A 19,911-nucleotide genomic window follows, 5' to 3' on the forward strand; every position below is an offset into this window, starting at 1 on the left:
TTTTCATTAAACCCGTTGGTTTTACTATTTATTAACAGCCGTCCCTACGTACATTTCGTGTAAATTCTGATTTTGAAATAAGTTTTCTGCAAGATCAATTTTTTCAATTTTACCTCTTACAAGAACGGCTGCTCGATCGGAAATCTTTAGAGCGGCCTTTGCATTCTGTTCAACTAATATAATGGTTACCCCGGTTTTTCTAAGCTTTTCTAATTGAAGAAAAATTTCTTTGATAACTAAGGGCGCCAATCCAAGAGAAGGCTCATCCAGCAAAAGGAGAGTTGGGTTTGACATAAGCCCACGTCCTATTGCAACCATTTGCTGCTCCCCTCCACTTAATGTCCCTGCTATTCTACTTTCCATGGTTTTTAAAACTGGAAATAGTTCATAAACTTTTTCTAATTCTTCAAGAATATTAATCTTCTTTTTATGGCGGTAAGCTCCTAACATTAAATTCTCTTTTACCTTCATATCATAGAAGATTTGTCTGCCCTCGGGAACCAAAGTCACTCCTTGATTCACCATATATCGAACATTCTTTTCTTGCACAGGATGATTGTTATATAAAATTTCACCACCCTGAGGGCTTAGTACCCCTGATATAGCCAAGAGGAGTGTGCTTTTTCCAGCACCATTTGCACCAATTAATGAAAAGATTTCACCATTTTTAACATGAAATGAAACATCGTGTATTGCTTTGACATGACCATAACTGACATTTAATTGCTTCACTTCAAGCATTAAAAAACCTCCTCCCCAAGGTATGCTTTTATGACCTCTTGATTTTGTTGAATTTCAGAAGGTGTACCTTCTGCCAGCTTTTGTCCATGATTCATAACGACAATACGATCCGAAACAGACATAACCGTTTCCATATCATGTTCAATTAATATAATGGCTACTCCATCTCCGCGTATTCGTAAGAGTAATTTTTTTAACTCTTCTGATTCAACCGAATTTAGACCTGCGGCAGGTTCGTCTAGTAATAATACTTTTGGAGAAGTCATTAAAGCGCGTGCCACTTCTACCATTCTTTGCCTGCCGTAAGGAATTTCAAGGGCTTCAGAATGCTCATAATTTTGTAAACCAATTAAATTGATTTTTTCTTTCGCCATTTTCTCTAAACGTTTATCCTCTGAACGATTGCGGAATCCAAACATTGATTCGACAAATCCACATTTTCCATGAATATAACCGCCCACCATTATATTTTCTAAAGTAGTAAGCCCTTCAAATAATTCAATATTTTGAAATGTCCTTGAGATCCCCATCGATGCAAGTTTATATGCTTCTACCTTTGAAATATCTTGATTTTGAAAATATATATTACCGCTTGATAAATCATAAATTCTGGTAATTAGGTTAAACAATGTTGTTTTTCCAGCACCATTAGGCCCAATAACAGATAAAATTTCGTTTGGTTTCACTTCAAAGGAAACGTTATCTACTGCATGAAGACCCCCGAACACTTTTGAAACGTTTTGTACCTTAAGAATTGTCAAATTTCCCCCTCCATTTCTAATTTGATTGATCTAATGTTTTTAATTTTGAAGATTTAGTCATGTTTCTTTTATTTTTAAACGATTTTGCAATTGTTGGGCCTAATCCGTCAGGGATAAATAATAATACGAGAACTAGAAGTAACCCGTAGGCAATGGATTCAAGTTCCCCTCCTGCATCGGGAATAATTAATGGAAGAAGGTGGGTCAATCCTTTTTCAATAACAGTGACAACTATAGCTCCAATTAGAGCACCCCACACACTTCTCAACCCTCCTACAACAACAATAGTTAAATAGGTGATGGATTCTAAAACATTAAATGTGTTTGGTGCGATAAAGGATAGTTGAAAGGCATATAACGCTCCTCCAATTCCTGCTAAAACACCAGCAAAAATAAATACCTTCATTTTTAATAAGAAAGTATTGATTCCCATACTTTTCGCCGCAATTTCACTACTTCGCAATGTTTCTAATGCTCTTCCTATTCGTGAAGAAAGAAGATTAATAATCAAAAAAATGCTTATTAAAACAGTTCCCCATATAAGGTAATAGTTTGCAATATCTCCTTTAAAAACAAAGCTTCCAATTGAAAATGGCGGAACCCCTATGAAACCTCCAGGACCTCCAGTAATATCAGATAATTGGTTCATAAGTACAAAAACCATTACACTAAAACCAATTGTAATAAGAGCTAAATAGTGTTCCTTAAAGCGTAAAACTGGTAGACCTACTAAAAACGCCATTATTGATGAGATTACAGCAGTCGTAATTAATGCAAGAAGAGGCGGCCAATGCAATGTTACAGTTATTATTGCAGCAGTATAAGCCCCAATCCCCATAAATGCTGCTTGTGCAAAAGAAATTTGCCCCGCGTATCCCAATAATATTGTTAACCCCAATGATATAAGTGTCCACGAACCAATGTTAATGAATATTTGAAGAAGATAGGAGTTTTGAACTACAAGCGGTAATATAACAACAAGAACAGCAATAATGCCTAGTACTTTTATATTGCTTTTGGTTTTCAATCAAACTCCCCCTATACCTTTTTAATACTTTTATGACCCAAAATTCCACTCGGTCTTATCAACATAATTATGATTAATGCTGCAAAAGCAATGAAATCATTATACCCAGATGAAATAAACCCAGTGCCAACGCTCTCTAATATTCCTAATACAAATCCTCCGATTATGGCAGCTGGAGCACCTGTTAAGCCCCCAAGAACTGCTGCAACGAAACCTTTTAGTGACAACATCATCCCCATATCATATTCTGCAAAAGTAACAGGAGCCATTACAATTCCAGCTAAAGCACCTATGCCTGCACTTAAGGCAAAAGCTAACATAGCCATAACCTCGGTAGATATTCCCATTAATCTAGAAGCTTCTTTATTGCTCATGCATGCACGGAATGCCATTCCAAAATAGGTCTTTTCAAACATAAGATAGATAAACAAAACTAACACTGCACATGATCCAATAATCCATAAGTCTTGGTGGCTGATGGAGGCATTTAGAAAAGTTATTGGACGATTTCCGGTAAAAGGGGCAAGAGGACGAGCTTCTGTACCCCAAATTAATAAGGAAATACCTGTAATGACAATACCCAACCCCATTGTGACCATAATAGTCGTTAAACTATTTTTTGTATTTTTCAGTGGATAGATAGCAAGACCATACATAAGAGTACTAATCCCCATCACAATGATTATTGTGAGAATGGCCGCAGTTATCATATTAAATCCGAAATCCACAAATGATATTACAATCATCGCACCAAGCATTGTAAATTCACCTTGTGCAAAGTTGATAATCCCTGTTACGTTGTAAATAATTACGAATCCGACAGCGATAAGCGCATAGATTGAGCCATTTGTTAGTCCGGTTAAAATAACTTGCTCAATGTTCATTTAACCTCTCCTTTGAACTTATTCTATTATTAAAAGGTGACTATTTTTAATGAATCACTTTTTTTCATATCCGTAGGGAACAAACTTTCCATTTTCAACTTTTACTAAAATGAGACCACTGCCATCCAAACCATTATGATCATCAGGAGTCATCTGATATTCACCAATCTGTCCAACTAAACCTTTAGTAGATTCAAGATTGTCTCTGATCGTTTTACGACTAACGTTATCCCCTGCACGTTTTATTGCATCTTCTAATAAATACCATGCATCAGCGGCGTTCGAAGGAAATTGACTTAGTTCATCATCATATTTTGCCTCGTATGCTTCTTTAAACTCGGTGACTATCTTATACTGTGGATCGTCCTTGGATAGTTGATCAGCTACAAGGAGTTTATATGTCGGCATAATGACTCCCTCAGAACCCTTACCTGCCAATTCAATAAACTTTTGAGAAACCGTTCCAGAACTTGCATAGAGTTTTAACTTATCAGAGTATCCTAACTCAAAAAAATCTTTGGCTACTGCTGCTGATCCAGGAACGACTGACCAAACGATTAAGGCATCAGGTTTATCAGTTATTAATTTGTTTAATTGCACTTTTACATCCTTTGCATCCGCATTAAATTGTTCTACCCCTGTAACTTCTAATCCATATTTAGATGCATTTTTCTTAAATGCTTCCTCACCTGATTTTCCAAAATCATTGTTAACTCGAATCATGGCCATTTTCTTTATTCCGTTTTTTTGTGCATCCTTTAAGATTGTAGTTATTAAGACTTCATCAGAAGGAGGTGTAAGAAATGCCCACTTTTTTCCATTAATAATACCTCTATTAGAACCATTTGAAATATAAGGAACACCTTCAGATTCGATAGTTGGTACCATTGAAAGTGATGTTGTACTTTGGGCTCCCCCAATAATTGCTACTACCTTTTCTTGACTAATCATTCGCTTCGCGTCAGTAAGCGCTTTCGTTTCATTGCTTTGATTATCAGATTCAATCAGTTCAACTTTCTTCCCATTTATACCTCCATTTTCATTTGTTTTCTCTACTAGCATTCTTAAAGCATTTCGTTCTGGTACTCCTAATGCAGAACCTGCGCCTGTCACATCCCAAATTGCTCCAATTCGAATTGTTTTATCACTATTTGAATCAGAAGAAGTTGAAGAAGTCGAAGAACTAGAGCTGCACCCTGCTAAAACAAGCCCTAATGCAACAATTAAAATAAGACATTGTAAATGGAACTTTTTAATTTTCATCTGTTCAATCTCCTTATATTATATATTTTTTCGCTTTCTTCCAATTACTAGAGAATAATAGAATCATAATAAAACAATCACATTAAAAAGTACCTCCTCCCTGCCTCCTTTTTTAGTTCAAAAAAGAAAGGTAATTTTAAAAAATAAAAAAGCCCAGCACAAAGTAATACAATTACTTATAGTGCTGGACTTATTTACTAAAAGTTAGATTGATTTTTGATCAATCCACGTAAATAACAGCCTTAATATTCTCTTTTATTCATACTGTATATGTTGTTTAATAATTTAAATTTAATATACCATTATGCCTAAATAGATGTCAATATATTTATAATTTTCACTCTAATCCCAATCCTAAAGTATTAAATTGATATCAGCGAAAAATTTCTATTATTTGAATTTAATAAAGATCTCTACATGACTACTTTTTTAATATAATGATTTCAGTTGTATTGGACTTGTTTTTTTAAAATCTTCAAATTGTTCCTTTTATTTATTTAATTTCATGTATAATGGGTTATATATAGAATTAAGTTTATAAAGGAGTTCAAAATGGAGCTTTTACAATTAAAATATTTTCAAGTAGCAGCAAAATTTGAACATATGACAAAAGCGGCAGCTGAGCTTAATATCTCACAACCAGCATTAAGTAAAACCATTTCACGTTTAGAAGATGACCTAGGTGCACCTTTATTCCACAGACAAGGAAAACAAATACATTTGAATGAATTTGGCAAAACTTTCTTAGCACGAGTTAATCGTATATTTTTTGAAGTAGATGAAGGTATTCGTCAAGTAAATGATATGAACAGCCTTGAAAGAGGAATAATATCATTAGCTATGACGCTCCCACATATAATGCCGAAATTTTTGGGAGATTTTTTAACAAATTTCCCAGATGTCAAAATAAAACACTATCAAGCATCTTCCTCAGGAATGAAATCCTTATTAGAAAATGCTGAAATAGACATATGTATATCTACAAGTCCTATATCAGGACGTGATATTGAGTGGGTTCCGTTAATCGAAGAGGAAATTTTTTTGTCTGTCCCCCCTAACCATCAACTTGCAAACCGTGAATCGATTAATCTTGATGAAGTTTCGGAAGAAAATTTTATAAATTTACAGTCAGGTTATGGATTCAGGGATATTACGGACAAATTTTGTATGGAAGCTGGCTTTAAACCTAATACAACCATCGAGCTTGAGGAATCGAGTGCTATGCAACAATTAGTTGAATTAGGTTTTGGCATATCTTTTATTCCCAGTCTTTCATTGCTTAAAGGTGCTTCTTTTAAAATTGTTCCAATTAGGATTAGTAAACCAGTTTGTAAAAGAACAATAGGTATTGCTTGGAATAAAAATCATTACTTATCAAAAGCTGCTATACAATTTCGTGAATATTCTATTGATTTTTTTAAAAATACTGCAAAAACATTATATTTATAAAATACCTAGCGTTTCCCTTAGATCTTATCTCAAGTTTCGCATTCACTTTTCAAAAATCATAGAAAGGCAACACCAATTGGGTTAGTTGCCTTTCTTTAAAATTAGCTGAGAGATCCGACGCTAGTCCCAGTAAACCAAGTGAGTGGGATGCTGGTACCATGTAGTCGCTGTCATACTGATTATCCTCCGTATGATGACCATTGCTACCCTAAACCGGCGGACCAAAAGGAATTGATGTCCTCCCAAACATTAAGTGGAAAATTCACCCTGCCAAGCATTAATGCCATGGTGCCCACCTTGAAACTTCAAAATATAATGCTCGTTAAAGAATAAAATTAAATAACTTATGTTATTTTAAAATAGTCAAGATGTTACAAAAAGCGTAAAATTCTTAGTTCGCGAATAAATTTTTTTAATAACAAATACTTCAACAAAATCCTCTAAAACTAAGATTAACCAGATACATTTCCTTCTTGCTTATATGTAACTTGCACTACATCCATATGTTTTAACATAAAATAGGAAAATATAGCAGTCACACAACCTAATAGACCAAGAATTATAAATCCTTGTTCTAAAGTTAGCCAATCCCCAATAATCCCCATAAACAGAGGGCCCAAAAACATACCTAATCCATAGATTACTTGATAAAACCCATAGCAGTAGTTCTTTTACCAGAATCCATATGCTTTATACTCATAGCCATTAGAATCGGAGAGACAAACCCTCTGCCAAAACCAGCTAGAGACTGCGTTATGAATAATAAGGAAATACCCTAAAATAGGAATTACAATTGTAAAGATTCCAATGATAATAAAACCAGCAATAATTACTTTCTTTTCACCAAATCGTTTTGATAAAAAACCACCACCAATCCATGCAGCAATCTCCATTGGGACAGTGGAGAAAAAAGTTAGCAGGCCCATGTCAAATTTTGATGCACCTAAACTTTGAGCATAAACTGGTGTGAATCCAAATACAGTAGCAAATACAAGGAGCTGAAACAAAATGGCAAGGAAGGAAACGATTAGAAGGGTCTTATCACCTACGACTTCTATAACGCCTTTCATTGTAATTTTTTGGTTACTTTCCTTTTTGTTTTCAACAATAAAACAATACTTAGCGCAATTACTTCTGATTGTGCTCCAATCTCGTGACAATTCAAAATGAACCTTCAAATTACTCAACTCATCATAGAAAAATTCATTTATAAATTCATTGATTGGTTTATGCATACCCACTATGCCTATGTACGGAACATTTTCAATCGATTTACACCTAACTCAAAATTATGTGTTACAAAATTATCAAATTTTATGTATTTTTTAAATTAATGACCTAAAATTGTTATATTATTCCCTTTGCTACCATTTTTCCAATAATTCAAATTATAAACACTCCTATTTTATTTGTAAATAATTATATATAACAGTATATAGTTTTAAAGAATTCATCATTCTGAGCCAAATGGCTCAAGGCTTCAAAACAAAAAATAGGATTAGCTCGTCAAATTGCCATATCACAAAAACGAAATGACACTATCTCTTCTTGCAAGCTCGAATTCCAGCAGATATTCCTTGAAAGTTCAATGGTGTTGTATGAAATGATTGATATATAATATTAGTTTGCCACTTCCTAACTGTCCGTTTAAATAAAACAATAAAATAAGACCCCATCTAAAACACATAGAGTCTTATTTTGACATTATCAAGCGAATGCTAATTCATTTGTCATCATTTTCCTTTTTACGAATTATAAAATTCTCCCAGTCATGGCCCATATCGATATTGCAGTTTCTTCTGAATGATTAAAAAACCGGTGCGGAATGGCACTTTTAAAACGAATGCTGTCTCCTTCATGTAAAATATATTCTTTATCCCCTAAGATAACCGTCATTTTCCCTTTTAAAATATAACCACACTCTTCACCCGTATGTTCAACCAATTGTGTATCCTCTTGCCCGGGTTCCAGATAAATCATAATCATTTCCAAAGTTCCTTCTGAGATGGGGGTCAAAAATTGATATTGTGAATGTGACTGTGGAAACCTTAAGGTTCGTCGATTATTTTTTCGAATGATGTGTGTTGAATCTTCGTCGCTCTCCAAAAGAGAAGAAATAGACACTTCTAATCCTTTACACAATTTATAAAGGGTAGTGAGCGTTGGATCAGTTGTTCCCCGTTCAATTTGACTTATCATACTCGTACTTACCCCAGACCGTTCTGAAAGTTCTTTTAAGGATAATTTTTGCGCTAATCGCAGAATACGAATTTTTGCACCATCAAACATAAGAACCCCTCAGTTCAAATTATTTTGCTTAAATTGCACCATATATTAACAGTGATTTATCTGGGTGAGCACATACTATTCATTTTAAATTAAATTGGAAAACCAAAATCCAAGTATTGTACCCACATAGTTTCCTATTATATAACCAAATGTACCCACTACTAAGATAGGTCCAATTAATTGTTTCCACCCTTTAGCAATGGCAAACGCCGCAGCAGTTGTAGGGCCGCCGATATTCGCGTTACTGGCCAAGAGTATATCTTCCAGATCATATTTTAGCAATTTTCCAGCGGTTAAAGAGATAGCCATATTGATGACTACTATTATAAATACAAATAATAATAATAATGGTGCATTTTGAATAATAAGCGGTATCGATGCCGGAATTCCGATTACCACAAAGAATAAATAAATTAGATATGTACCGATTTCCTGACTGCCATTAATTTTCGCAAAATATTTAGGAAATAACGCTAAAGCCAAAAATGTTAATGTCGTTAACATTAAATATTTGTCCCCAAAAAGCCCATTTAATAAATTGGAAACGGCCGATACATTTTCACCTGAAGGAATCAGTTTATCTAGCAGCTCAGCTATTTTAAATGAAACCATCACTAGTAAAAAGGCAGTTCCAACCGAAAGGGCAATATCTTTTAAGGAAATATCCTTTCTTGTCCAAAAGCTTTCTGAAAGGGTCTTCCCTTCTTCCATTCCTACCCCTTTTTCTACCTCAAGAACGTGTGGAGTGGTAAAATACTTTCTAAAAAATGATAGTGTAGGAATAATCATTAAAATCACAAAGAAAATAGCCATCATTAAATTATCCGCTACCACCGCAGCTGAAACAATTTCTCCAGGCGGTTCAAATTTAGCAGCCATTGCGGCAAAGTTAACGCCGCCCCCTATGTATGAAGCACTCATCATGGCGCCGATTTTATCCAGATATGGAATATGACCCTTTAACACATAAAAACTAATAATTGTACCTGCCACTGTTCCAATAGAGCTTAATAGAAAGATAATCAGCAGCTTGCCGCTTTCCTTCCAAATCTTTTTGAAATTCACATGGAAAAGCAGTAATGGAATAGCTAATGGAACAATATAAGACCAAACCGCATCATATACTGGTGATGCAATTGGGATAATTCCAGTATTCGATAAAACAATTGCGCCAATAAGTGCAATAATAGCCCCCGATATTTTAGAAGCCCATTCATATCGCTGTTCCAAATAGATGCTTACAGAAGCCCAAACAACAATAATTCCCCATAACATGAGGGTGTCATCTGCATGAATAAGTGTATTACTCATTATTAACCTTCCCCTTTTACTTTATATGGTTTTTGCTAGATTCTTCATTTTTTTTATGAAATGTTGTGCATTATGAAAACTAATAGCTTCTAATTCTTTATTGGTAAATCCCCTTTTACTCATTCTTTCAAGAAGATGAGGGATTTTTGATGCATCCTCCAGGCCTTTTGTAACAGTATTGAACGTTGAACCAAGATCATACGATTCTAAATAATCGACAAAATCAAAGCCGAATGCTAGATGTTCAGTACCAACCAGTTCAGCCACATAGATAGCATGATCAATAAATTTTTCAACAGTCGGGTTTTCCAAATCCACGAATGCTCCATATGAATTTAACCCGATAATCCCGCCTTTTTTAGCAATGGCCTTTATCTGCCTGTCTGTCAAATTTCTCTCATGATCACAAACAGCTTTGGCGTTACTATGGGAAGCTATGATAGGATTTTCACTAGAATTATAGATATCCCAAAAAGAAGTTTCATCTAAATGTGATACATCAAGAATCCAGTTTTTTTCATTTGCCTTTTGAACCGCCATCCGTCCGCATGTAGTCAGCCCTCTCGGCTGGGTTGAATGATCTGCTCCAGTACCAGTTGCCAAAAAATTGTGTTCATTCCAAGCAAAAATCGAATGCATGATTTTATTATTATGTAGTACATTGAAGGCGCCTTCAATTTTTTTCTCCGTTGTCTCACCTTCCCAGCCTTCCATAAAAGTCAAACCTTCCAGTCCTAAGTAAATGTTAATCTTCTCAGTATTCTCTTCGTTTTGAGCAAGAGAAGGATGTGAAATGGCCGCATGCTTAGAGTGAATCAAATCCCCCATCACATTTTTCAATAAGTTTTGAAATCTATCATAAGGCTGGCAGCGATATTTTGGTTCTACCCAAAAAACACAAATGATCGATTGGATTCCTCCTTCTTTCAGTTTGGGATAATGTATCCGGTCAAAAACATTTTTCTCTCCAAGGCTGGTTCTCCATGCTATATCTGTAAATAAGTCTGAATGTAAATCAAAAACCTTCATTAAATAACCCTCCCAACTGTTTATATTTATGGTTCGTTGATAATTGAGAAAATTACAATATATCATAATTTATTTAATATATTATAATATTCAGTTGTTTTTGTCAAAAAGATGAATCATCACGTTTTGCAGCCCATCCAATCACTCTTCTCCAGCCGTTAGATCGAGTATAAATCCGCTTGGAATGGCTCTACCTGCAGGAGGAAATTCGATAAATGGCCATTTGCTTCGTATAGGCTTTTGTCTATCATCATATGAATCCACTTCTTCTACGGTCAGTAAAGATTCATTCTCCCAATTTTTGAGAATCCCAGCAATATAATTCAGCCTTCGCTTGTTATTGGCGCACGCAATGTTCATGGCTTTTAAAATCATCTCTTTTGGCTGTGAAAAATGAGATTCATCTAACCAAGATAACAGCTGTTCTTTCGCATTTATGTTTGTAAGCCCAAATCCATTTTCGTCCCAAAACTCAACAATTTCTTTCACATCTTCATTTTTTTGATTACTTTGTAGGGAGTTCTCTATGTCTGGATTATTATCTATATTTGGATAGAGAACTTCTTGTTTTTTTTGTTGTTGTTTTTGTTTTTCTTTTTGTTTTTCTTTTTCTTTTTGCCCCCGTATCGTATGTCGACATAGGAACGTATCGTCATGTTCTTTATATTCCGTTAAATATGTATCATCTGCATCAAGATCTTTATCTTCCTCACTAAAGCACTTTTCATTTTTATAATAAGATTCATATAAGCTGCGAAATTCCTGTCTTTGTATGGATTCCGAAACATATTGAATTAGCGAATGATCCTCGACATCTTTTAATTCAGAACGAATACAGTCCATAACCGGTTTTCCGCCTTTATACAGGTTATCTTTCCCCCAGTTTTTAATTGCAAGTTCTCTCGTTTCGGTATTATAACGAATTAACTTGTGATGCTCAATGAATCGCTCCATTAACGATTGAACACTTTCAATTGAATACCCCAAATCAAAAGCCATTTGTTTTTTCGTTATTTGATAGATTCCAATTTGAGTAGTATTCGGATTCGTGAGCAGATAAAGGTAAAAATATTTATCCTCCGGGGTCATCTCTTCCAAAACCATCGGATTCTTCCAAAACTCTGTACGTACCATTCTAAATTTAGCCATAATTAATCACTATCCTTTCTACTGCTAATATTCTTCTCCATTGTTTATATATGATTGATTCTAGTAAAAGGATAGGCTGGTTTTTATATTTAGTTGAATATTTGATGATAAAATAGAACACTCTTTTTGATTGGTGAGAATTTTGTTTTAAAAAAACTCCACAAAAAAACTCACAAATGCTGATTTAACAACATTCGTGAGTTTTTTATTAACTTATGTTTATTAAAGGTTTATCTATTTTGGAATAGTAAATCTTTTGAATCTCTTCCTCTGTAACAGGCTCACTCCAATAGTACCCCTGCCCCTCATTGCAATTTTGTTGTTGAAGATATGAGAGTTGTTCACTGCTTTCTATTCCTTCGGCTAAAACGTTAAGCTTTAAATGCTTCCCCATAAAGATAATAGTGTTGACAATTACCTCACTGTTCATATCTAAATCATCGATAAATGATTTATCGATTTTTAATGTATCAATTGGCAGCAGTTTTAGATAATTTAAAGAAGAATAGCCAGTACCAAAGTCATCAATAGCAATTCTTATGCCCAGCTCTTTCAATTCATGTAATGTTTTGGATGATTCTTTTATATTCAAAAGCATTCCTTCGGTAATTTCAATTTCGATAAAATGTGGTTGCACCTTTGAATCTTTTAGAATTTGTTTCAATTCTTTTACAAAATTTTTATCTCTAAATTGAACTGGTGACACATTTACCGAAACCCTTTCAAGTTCAATCCCTTTTTCTTGCCATTGCTTTAATTGTTCACATGCTGATTTTAGAACCCATCTGCCTGCTGGAATGATCAGCCCTTGCTCTTCTAATATCGGAATAAACTCTATTGGCGGTACTGCGCCTAGTTTTGTATTATTCCAACGCAATAATGCTTCCACACCAACAATTTGATTGTTTTTTAAGTTAACCAAAGGTTGGTAGACAATGTGAAACTCACCTTTTTCATATCCATTTTTTATTTCTCGTTCTAATTGATAATATCTTTCCAATTCACTATATTGATTCTCTGTGTTAAAGCAATATGTATTTCCGCCATCCTTTTTCGCATAGTACATGGCATTATCAGCCTGTTTCATTAATATCTCAAAACCGTTTCGGAAATCTTCTATAGTCCCGCTTATTTTGCCCCGGCTTATCCCAATGCTGGTTGTAATGGTGAGTTGTTTTCCATTCACATAAAAGGGGATACTCAGTTCGTCTATGATTCTTTTTACCAAAGAAACGATTGCTTTTTTATCATACAGCCCATTTAAGTTGATGATAAATTCATCTCCGCCTTGACGAGAGATAAAATCCCACTGCCTAACACAGTTTTGCAATCGTCTTGCAGCCTCTTTTAGAATCAAATCCCCAATATGGTGCCCAAAGTTATCATTTATTGATTTAAAACGGTCTAAGTCAAAAAACATGACTGTATAAGCTTCATTATTTTCCACAAACCGCTCATCAATCCATTTATTTAGCATATTACGGTTAGGCAATAGGGTTAAATCATCATAATATGCCATACGTCGGATTTCCTCTTCATACTCTTTAAGTTTTGTAATATCATGACGTATTGAAATGTATTGATAAGGCTTGTTTTTCTCATTTAAGAAAGGGACAATCGTTGTATCTACCCAATAGTAGGTCCCATCTTTTGCCTTGTTTTTTATTTCTCCCCTCCAGATATTTCCTCGGCCGATAGTCCGCCACATTTCCTTAAAGAACTCTTTGCTATGATAACTAGACTTTACAATATTCTGGTTGCTGCCTTCTAATTCTTCTTTACCGTATTTGGAAATTTCGCAAAATTTATCATTTGCAAACTGTATGATCCCCCTGTTATCTGTTATAGCAACAATAGAAGATTCATTTAAAGCAAATTCAATATCCGTTAATTTTTTAATTGCTTTATCCAGTTCGATTTCAACATTCATTTTGCTCGACTCCCTTAATTTCTACCATCGGTAATTAAAAGTTTATTTATGTATGAATTGCATTTTTGAAACTTTTAGATTCATTCTTAAAAATGAACCAGTTTGATTTTAAAATTTGAATTTTCCACAATAACCAGATGGGTTTTGAATTAGTTTTAAGTAAATTTTAGCACGAATAATTTTGGACATATTTTCCATTGTTTTCACTTACAAAATATTATTAATCTCATTTTAAAACAGTTCTTAATTAGCGTCTGTGGATATTTTGTGAAAAAGAGTTTACTTCATGCTGCTATTACACGAAACGTCCGTTTGTCCTAATACTCAAATCTACAAAAAAACACTCACAAGTTGCTGGTTTAACAACATTTAGTGAGTGTTTCGGTCATTTTAAACTAACTATAGTATTATATTCTCCACTTGTCTGGACAGATAATGGTAGAAAGACAAAATTATTTATAAATAATTTTCACCTTTACTAGCGTATTTTTTACACTCAAAACTCAAAAATTTTTATTTTATATAGTTAGCTATCACTTGTTGCTCGCGAAAAGTGATTTGGCATGTCGGCCAGCCTATCAATTAAGGTAAGAACTCATTGAAGCTCAATATTTCCGTACTCGCTCCAAAGTTTATAATACACTAATTTATTAAAAAATTGAGTGACGGTGCTAGATGCTTAGTTCTAGCTTATAGTAGAGTTTACTACAGTTTCTGCACCAGTTGAGTCCGGTTTTCAACCTCATATTTTTGATAAATATTTATGAGGTGTTTTTTAACTGTATTTATTGAAATATGCAGTTTATCAGCAATTACTTGATTTGAATATCCCTTTTTTACGAGTTCAACCACCTCTTTTTCCCGCGCCGTTAACAAGGAATCATTTATCCCCTTATTCCGCTCATGTAAAAGTACGGATGCAATAATATCAGATAAGTATTGAAAACGAATACAATCTTTTTCAGAAAAGCCAGGATGTTCTTTTTTCTGCGGCATTCCAATTGCACCAACAAATTTACCATCACTTAGAAGTGCAACAACCATTTCATCGTAATAACCATAAGATTTTAAATACCGAGAATATGGAGATTTATCATACTGATCAAATGTTACAATATCAGCCAATCGCAGGGCCTTACGTTCTCGAAACAATTCCGGGTTTTTTTTAGGATGCAGATAGTCATGGTAATGAAATTCATCAAGATATTCATATAAAACTTTATCACTTAATTGAAAATTTACTGGATCGCTTAGATTCCCATTGTCATCGGCATACCAAAGAATAGTTTCATTATATCCAAAACAGTTTGCCAGTTCATATTGAATGCTAAGATGAATATTCTCTGCTGGACGAGCAATTCGTGCTGAAAACTGAATAATTTTTTCAAAATCATTAGCCGTCAATATGGTGCTTTTCATGAAAAACCTCCACTTATCATTTTCTTATATTAAATTGTACAGCCCATTGCAAAATATTATTTGCAATTTTTCCAATTTTTTATACCCCTGGTGCAAAAAATTATCCAGTTGGGTAATAGATATCCAGCTTCAAATCTAGTTAAATAATATTAAAGTTAACAAAACTCATTTTTCTGGAGGGATAGTATGAGAAGAACAGGATTTATCAGCGATGAAAGTTATTTTTGGCACGATAATGGTTCTGGAGCTTTATATTTGTCCTCAGGAGGATATGTTCAAGCTGACGTGTATGCTGAAAACCCAGAAACGAAACGTCGTTTTAAAAATTTAGTTGAGATTAGTGGACTAATGAAGAAATTAAATCAAATTGAACCCCGCCCTGCTTCAGTAAAAGAGGTTAAGTTTTATCATACTGAAGCCTATATTAATAAGGTGAAGGAGTTAAGTAAAATAGGATTTGGAGATGCAGGGGAATTAGCTTTAGTTGGAAAAGGCTCTTATGAAATCGCCCTATTATCTGCTGGAGGCGCCCTTACTGCTGTAGAAGCAGTTATGAACGGTACAGTGGATAATGCATATGCCTTAACTCGCCCACCTGGACATCATGCAGAATCAGATTTAGGAATGGGCTTTTGTCTATTTAATAACGTGGCCATTGCAGCCAAATATGCCCGAAATGTACTTGGATTAAAGCGGGTATTGATTGTAGACTGGGATGTTCACCATGGAAACGGAACCGAATCAGCCTTTTACGATGATCCAAATGTCTTGTTTATTTCACTTCACCAAGAACAGTTATATCCGGCTGGCCGTGGGAAAGCAGAACACACAGGAAAAGGAGAAGGTATCGGAAAAACGATTAACATTCCACTTCCAGCTGGCACAGGAAACGCTGGTTACATGCATGCCTTTTATGAAATTGTTGGACCAGTTACCGATCAATTTAAACCGGAACTCATCCTTATATCTGCTGGCCAGGACCCTAGTATGTTTGATCCGCTCGGAAGAATGATGGTACGAGCAGATGGATTTAGAGAAATGACACGTTTCATGATGAATCTAGCTGATAAGCATTGTAATGGAAGACTCGTAGCTTGTCACGAAGGTGGATATAGTTCCGGGTATGTCCCATTCTGTTCCCTTGCGATTGTAGAAGAATTGTGCGGTCATCGTACAGATGTGGAGGACCCTTTTGCCGAAGCCTATATGGAACTTCCAATAAATGAATTGTATGATATCCACAAACAATATGTTGCCATAGTAAAAGAAATCCAGTCTGCCTATTGGCAATTTTAATAAGGAAAGTTGTTGGGGAGAACTAATAAAGGGTTCTCCTTACCTTATTATCATTCTAAATTTTTCTTAACGGGCTGTATGCCATTACTTAAAACTCTATTATTCTTTTATTTTTACCAAATTTTTGTAACTTCGAAAGGGAGTTGACACAATGGAAAATGCAGCAAGCCGAAAAAAAAACATTGGCTTTTTCATTTACTATACTTTGGTAATCATTTTTATGACGTTTCCAGGAGTATTTGATCTTGCAAATAAGATTGATCCATGGGTACTTGGATTACCGTTTTCAGCGTTTTATTTATTTTTATGTGTAAGTCTATTGTTCCTAGGCCTCATTTTTCAATATCGAATAGAGGATAAATTAGGTGAATTGGATATAGAGGTTGAGATATTTGAAAATGATGAGAATGGAGGAAAAGCGAAATGATTTTGATCCCTCTTTCTATGATATTCCTCTTCTTTGTTGTCATGTTAGTCATAATCCGAAAACAATTAGGTGTCAGTTCTTTTGAAGAATATGCAACCGCTAGCCGCTCCTTTGGCTTTTTTGCCATTACCTTTTCAGTCTTAGCTACCTGGTGTGTCGGAGCCATGTATACCGCATGGGCTGGAATGGCCATTACGTATGGATTTACTGCTTTATATTGTGTTGCCTACGCTGCTATCACAATGATTATTATGTATTTTGTCGCCCCTAAAACTTATATTTGGGGTAAAAAATATGGTATTACCACTCAATCCGAATTATTGGGATTTCGATACCAAAGTAAAACGGTTCGTGTTTTAACTGGAATTTGGGGAATTGTTTTTACTATTCCTTGGTTGATTGTTGAAATTGTAACACAAGGATATGTATTTGAGTACGCTTCTGACGGGACGATTAGCCAATTTTGGGGCATGGTATTAGGCTTGGCCGTTATCACCTTATTTGTTTCTTTAGGTGGAATGAAGTCGGTTATTTCTGCCAACGTATTCCAAGGTATTGTCTTAATCTTTGGTAGTACTGCGCTAATGGTTTATTTTGTTTATAAGTTTGTCGGCGGTTTCGGGGCAGGTTTTGAAATGGCATCAACCCAATTTCCGGATATGCTCACGTTCCCGGGTCCTGGTTGGGATCCACCTACTCCATACTGGACTTCTATAGTCATCTTAAGTGGTTTAGGAGGATTTATGTGGCCATGGGCGTATAACAAGTTATTTGCAGGTGATAGCTTACGTTCCATTAAAGTGTCGGCTTTATTATCACCAATCATTTATGCTATATTCTTTTCATCGTTCGTCTTTACAGCTATCTTCCTTCATTCACAAGAGCAAGTTTTAGCAGATGTACAAGGAGCCTTCTTATATGTTGCAAAAGAATCAGGACCATTCGCATTAGGAATGTTAGGGGTTATTATAATGGCCAACAGTGTCGGAACTGTTAGTGGAATCATGCAGGCTATTAGTACAACTGTCTCCAGAGATATTGCACAGGTCTTAAAGAGCAATATATCTGACAAAAAAGCCATTAATATTGCAAGAATATCTGTCGTTATCATATCGATTTTATCGTTATTTTTTGGCACTTTAGATCTTGGACTTATGGTATTTCTAGCGCTTTTCACATATGATGGGATTACGTTACTTTTTCCAGTTGTTGCACTTGGACTGTTCTGGAAACGTGCAAACAAGGAAGGTGCGATTACTGGATTAATTGCAGGAACAGCTTTATCCATGTTCCTCCGATTTTTCAATCCTAGTTTCATCGATTCCCTTGGATGGCAACCTGGTGTATATGGATTAATTCTAAGTATACTCATAATGGTAGTGGCTGGATATGCGAAATCACCTAGCATCTTCGATGAAAAACTTTGGAAAGAGACAAATGAAGTGTTTGGCAAAAACTCTTCAAACTTAACGAAGCCGTTAGCAAAACTGGATAATGTCGTTGAGTAAATATAATTTATTTATGCAAAAAAAGAAGCTTCATCTCAGCTTCTTTTTTTGAAGAATTTTTCCCTCTTCTATCATTTCTTTATCTATTTGGGAGGACACAAAAAAATAATAAATGTAGCAGTAAGAAATTTATTTTATTAAATAACAATATTTCCCCAAATATATATAATGATAAAGTAGTGAATAGAAGAAAGGCTGCTTGTAGTATTATTTTACTTTTATCCTCAATTATGTAAATCGTTATTACACTTAATACACAGTATATGTCTTATGATAAAAAGCACAAAAAAGCACCTTAAATACCATGAAAAGCAATAAACATCATGCCTACAGTGAATCTCCCACAGAAATTAAACCCTTAGTGAGCCGCGGAAACCCCTGGCAGCATAGTAAGAATCCGCCCCATTGTGGTACATAAAAACAGTGGCGTAACGGCGGTCACAAAAGATGGCTCCACCGAGTTTTCTAATATTCGCAGGTGTTTTCACCCAGCTTGATGTTTTAGTATCAAAGTTCCCAAGCTTCTGAAGCTCCCGGTACTGTTCTTCCGTTAAAATCTCAATGCCCATGTCATCAGCCATATCTATAGCACTGTTTTGTGGTTTATGCTGTTTCCTTGACTCCAGGGCTTCACGATCGTAACAAACACTTCTCCGGCCTTTAGGACTCTCCTTAGAACAATCATAAAAAATGTATTCGCCTGACTGTTTATCATAACCTATAACATCCGGTTCCCCTTCAGTTCTTTCCATTTCATGAAGCGACCACAGCTTTTCAGCATTATTTTCTAGCTTTTCTTGTACTTTAGCCCATTCAAGTCCTTCATGGCGAATCATGTTTTTTTCAAAACGTGCCTTCAATGTGCTGAGTATTTCTTCACGTTGTTCTGGTGACAAATTCGTTTTTTCATTCATCATACTAAAACCTCTCATCTAATATTGTTTAGAACTTGTTTTTCAAAATTACTTATTGCAACACATGTTATGCTTGTGATGCATATTCGTATAAAGCTTTTTTCCTAAGAGAATCAATTTCTTTCTTCTTCTTTAAACGTCCCATTCTTAAGCAAACGTTTGAGGAAAGCTATACTCATGCAAATAGATGATTACCCACCCAAACTTTTCGCAGCAACAGGCATTATTGTATACAAGATTGTTGTATCCCTAAAGGATGCTGCCCCTCCAAGTCTAAGCCCGAACCAGTATCTCTTATTATCCAAGATGAACCTAAAATACCTATATTTTCAAAGTAATCGTATCAGTTTTCGGCCTGTATTTCTACTAGAGAATTTGACTTAAAATAAAATTCCTTTCATAAATTTACAATAATACATTGTTGCAATATATTTCAAAAAAATTCTATTAAAGTCACTAATAATGTAATAAATCCCCAAAAGGGGCATACTGATTACTTAATGCACCTTCACCT

At 34.9% G+C, this 19,911-nt stretch carries 17 protein-coding genes; 4 read left to right on the forward strand and 13 right to left on the reverse strand.

Annotated elements, in window-relative coordinates; translation table 11 throughout:
• Nucleotides 1-24 precede the first annotated feature (24 nt).
• Genes M3183_RS08345 through M3183_RS08365 form a run of 5 tightly spaced genes read right to left on the reverse strand, consistent with a single transcriptional unit; the run spans nucleotide 25 to nucleotide 4,676 of the window.
• Nucleotides 25-741: an ABC transporter ATP-binding protein gene (locus M3183_RS08345; RefSeq protein WP_251468418.1), complete on the reverse strand. Its 717-nt coding sequence runs from the start codon at nucleotides 739-741 to the stop codon at nucleotides 25-27.
• Nucleotides 741-1,502, reverse strand: coding sequence for an ABC transporter ATP-binding protein (locus M3183_RS08350; RefSeq protein ID WP_251468420.1), 762 nt, complete (start codon nucleotides 1,500-1,502; stop codon nucleotides 741-743). Before M3183_RS08350 ends, M3183_RS08345 begins: the two co-directional genes overlap by 1 nt.
• Before the next feature lie 16 nt (nucleotides 1,503-1,518).
• A complete protein-coding gene (locus M3183_RS08355; RefSeq protein WP_251468422.1) occupies nucleotides 1,519-2,529 on the reverse strand; it encodes a branched-chain amino acid ABC transporter permease in 1,011 nt (336 codons plus the stop codon).
• Nucleotides 2,530-2,540: 11 nt separating this feature from the next.
• On the reverse strand, nucleotides 2,541-3,413 hold the full coding sequence (locus M3183_RS08360; protein WP_251468424.1) for a branched-chain amino acid ABC transporter permease: 873 nt from the start codon (nucleotides 3,411-3,413) through the stop codon (nucleotides 2,541-2,543).
• Nucleotides 3,414-3,467: 54 nt separating this feature from the next.
• Nucleotides 3,468-4,676: an ABC transporter substrate-binding protein gene (locus M3183_RS08365; protein ID WP_251468426.1), complete on the reverse strand. Its 1,209-nt coding sequence runs from the start codon at nucleotides 4,674-4,676 to the stop codon at nucleotides 3,468-3,470.
• A 552-nt stretch (nucleotides 4,677-5,228) separates the two neighbouring features.
• Between M3183_RS08365 and M3183_RS08370 the strand changes: the two genes are divergently transcribed.
• The gene (locus M3183_RS08370) at nucleotides 5,229-6,125 is read left to right on the forward strand and encodes a LysR family transcriptional regulator (RefSeq protein WP_251468428.1); all 897 of its coding nucleotides are present in this window, start codon (nucleotides 5,229-5,231) and stop codon (nucleotides 6,123-6,125) included.
• A gap of 671 nt (nucleotides 6,126-6,796) precedes the next feature.
• Here M3183_RS08370 and M3183_RS08375 read toward each other — a convergent pair.
• The 7 genes from M3183_RS08375 to M3183_RS08405 all read right to left on the reverse strand — a co-directional run bounded on the left by M3183_RS08375 (nucleotide 6,797) and on the right by M3183_RS08405 (nucleotide 15,252).
• The gene (locus tag M3183_RS08375) at nucleotides 6,797-7,360 is read right to left on the reverse strand and encodes an MFS transporter (RefSeq protein ID WP_251468430.1); all 564 of its coding nucleotides are present in this window, start codon (nucleotides 7,358-7,360) and stop codon (nucleotides 6,797-6,799) included.
• Between the two features lie 517 nt (nucleotides 7,361-7,877).
• Nucleotides 7,878-8,414 (reverse strand): helix-turn-helix domain-containing protein, encoded by a 537-nt coding sequence (locus M3183_RS08380; RefSeq protein ID WP_251468432.1) that lies wholly within the window; start codon nucleotides 8,412-8,414, stop codon nucleotides 7,878-7,880.
• A gap of 84 nt (nucleotides 8,415-8,498) precedes the next feature.
• Entirely contained in the window at nucleotides 8,499-9,725 is a 1,227-nt protein-coding gene (locus tag M3183_RS08385) for a DUF819 family protein (RefSeq protein WP_251468434.1), read from the reverse strand.
• A gap of 21 nt (nucleotides 9,726-9,746) precedes the next feature.
• Nucleotides 9,747-10,754 (reverse strand): dipeptidase, encoded by a 1,008-nt coding sequence (locus tag M3183_RS08390; protein ID WP_251468436.1) that lies wholly within the window; start codon nucleotides 10,752-10,754, stop codon nucleotides 9,747-9,749.
• Between the two features lie 141 nt (nucleotides 10,755-10,895).
• Nucleotides 10,896-11,903 (reverse strand): DnaD domain-containing protein, encoded by a 1,008-nt coding sequence (locus tag M3183_RS08395; protein ID WP_251468438.1) that lies wholly within the window; start codon nucleotides 11,901-11,903, stop codon nucleotides 10,896-10,898.
• 208 nt (nucleotides 11,904-12,111) lie between these two features.
• The gene (locus M3183_RS08400; protein ID WP_251468440.1) at nucleotides 12,112-13,833 is read right to left on the reverse strand and encodes a sensor domain-containing protein; all 1,722 of its coding nucleotides are present in this window, start codon (nucleotides 13,831-13,833) and stop codon (nucleotides 12,112-12,114) included.
• Between the two features lie 705 nt (nucleotides 13,834-14,538).
• Nucleotides 14,539-15,252: a LuxR C-terminal-related transcriptional regulator gene (locus M3183_RS08405; protein ID WP_251468442.1), complete on the reverse strand. Its 714-nt coding sequence runs from the start codon at nucleotides 15,250-15,252 to the stop codon at nucleotides 14,539-14,541.
• Nucleotides 15,253-15,438: 186 nt separating this feature from the next.
• Here M3183_RS08405 and M3183_RS08410 point away from each other — a divergent pair, with 186 nt between their 5' ends.
• From M3183_RS08410 to M3183_RS08420, 3 genes are all read left to right on the forward strand, one after another.
• Nucleotides 15,439-16,548 carry a class II histone deacetylase gene (locus M3183_RS08410; protein WP_251468443.1) on the forward strand — a complete coding sequence of 370 codons (1,110 nt, stop codon included), beginning with the start codon at nucleotides 15,439-15,441 and terminating at the stop codon, nucleotides 16,546-16,548.
• Between the two features lie 151 nt (nucleotides 16,549-16,699).
• Nucleotides 16,700-16,975 carry a hypothetical protein gene (locus tag M3183_RS08415; RefSeq protein WP_251468445.1) on the forward strand — a complete coding sequence of 92 codons (276 nt, stop codon included), beginning with the start codon at nucleotides 16,700-16,702 and terminating at the stop codon, nucleotides 16,973-16,975.
• The gene (locus tag M3183_RS08420) at nucleotides 16,972-18,483 is read left to right on the forward strand and encodes a sodium:solute symporter family protein (protein WP_251468447.1); all 1,512 of its coding nucleotides are present in this window, start codon (nucleotides 16,972-16,974) and stop codon (nucleotides 18,481-18,483) included. Before M3183_RS08415 ends, M3183_RS08420 begins: the two co-directional genes overlap by 4 nt.
• A gap of 350 nt (nucleotides 18,484-18,833) precedes the next feature.
• Here the strand turns inward: M3183_RS08420 and M3183_RS08425 are convergent, their stop codons facing one another.
• On the reverse strand, nucleotides 18,834-19,397 hold the full coding sequence (locus M3183_RS08425; RefSeq protein ID WP_396953707.1) for a DUF4256 domain-containing protein: 564 nt from the start codon (nucleotides 19,395-19,397) through the stop codon (nucleotides 18,834-18,836).
• Nucleotides 19,398-19,911: the final 514 nt, after the last annotated feature.

Origin of the sequence: Neobacillus mesonae (assembly GCF_023715155.1) — a bacterium.
In the GTDB taxonomy this organism is placed as follows: Bacteria; Bacillota; Bacilli; order Bacillales; family Cytobacillaceae; genus Neobacillus; species Neobacillus mesonae_A.

Excerpts from the sequence above, each read along its gene's own strand:
- M3183_RS08345 (WP_251468418.1), bottom strand. The coding sequence starts at position 741 with ATGCTTGAAGTGAAGCAATTAAATGTCAGTTATGGTCATGTCAAAGCA.
- M3183_RS08360 (WP_251468424.1), bottom strand. The coding sequence starts at position 3,413 with ATGAACATTGAGCAAGTTATTTTAACCGGACTAACAAATGGCTCAATC.
- M3183_RS08365 (WP_251468426.1), bottom strand. The coding sequence starts at position 4,676 with ATGAAAATTAAAAAGTTCCATTTACAATGTCTTATTTTAATTGTTGCA.
- M3183_RS08370 (WP_251468428.1), top strand. The coding sequence starts at position 5,229 with ATGGAGCTTTTACAATTAAAATATTTTCAAGTAGCAGCAAAATTTGAA.
- M3183_RS08375 (WP_251468430.1), bottom strand. The coding sequence starts at position 7,360 with ATGCATAAACCAATCAATGAATTTATAAATGAATTTTTCTATGATGAG.
- M3183_RS08380 (WP_251468432.1), bottom strand. The coding sequence starts at position 8,414 with ATGTTTGATGGTGCAAAAATTCGTATTCTGCGATTAGCGCAAAAATTA.
- M3183_RS08385 (WP_251468434.1), bottom strand. The coding sequence starts at position 9,725 with ATGAGTAATACACTTATTCATGCAGATGACACCCTCATGTTATGGGGA.
- M3183_RS08390 (WP_251468436.1), bottom strand. The coding sequence starts at position 10,754 with ATGAAGGTTTTTGATTTACATTCAGACTTATTTACAGATATAGCATGG.
- M3183_RS08395 (WP_251468438.1), bottom strand. The coding sequence starts at position 11,903 with ATGGCTAAATTTAGAATGGTACGTACAGAGTTTTGGAAGAATCCGATG.
- M3183_RS08400 (WP_251468440.1), bottom strand. The coding sequence starts at position 13,833 with ATGAATGTTGAAATCGAACTGGATAAAGCAATTAAAAAATTAACGGAT.
- M3183_RS08405 (WP_251468442.1), bottom strand. The coding sequence starts at position 15,252 with ATGAAAAGCACCATATTGACGGCTAATGATTTTGAAAAAATTATTCAG.
- M3183_RS08410 (WP_251468443.1), top strand. The coding sequence starts at position 15,439 with ATGAGAAGAACAGGATTTATCAGCGATGAAAGTTATTTTTGGCACGAT.
- M3183_RS08415 (WP_251468445.1), top strand. The coding sequence starts at position 16,700 with ATGGAAAATGCAGCAAGCCGAAAAAAAAACATTGGCTTTTTCATTTAC.
- M3183_RS08420 (WP_251468447.1), top strand. The coding sequence starts at position 16,972 with ATGATTTTGATCCCTCTTTCTATGATATTCCTCTTCTTTGTTGTCATG.
- M3183_RS08425 (WP_396953707.1), bottom strand. The coding sequence starts at position 19,397 with ATGAATGAAAAAACGAATTTGTCACCAGAACAACGTGAAGAAATACTC.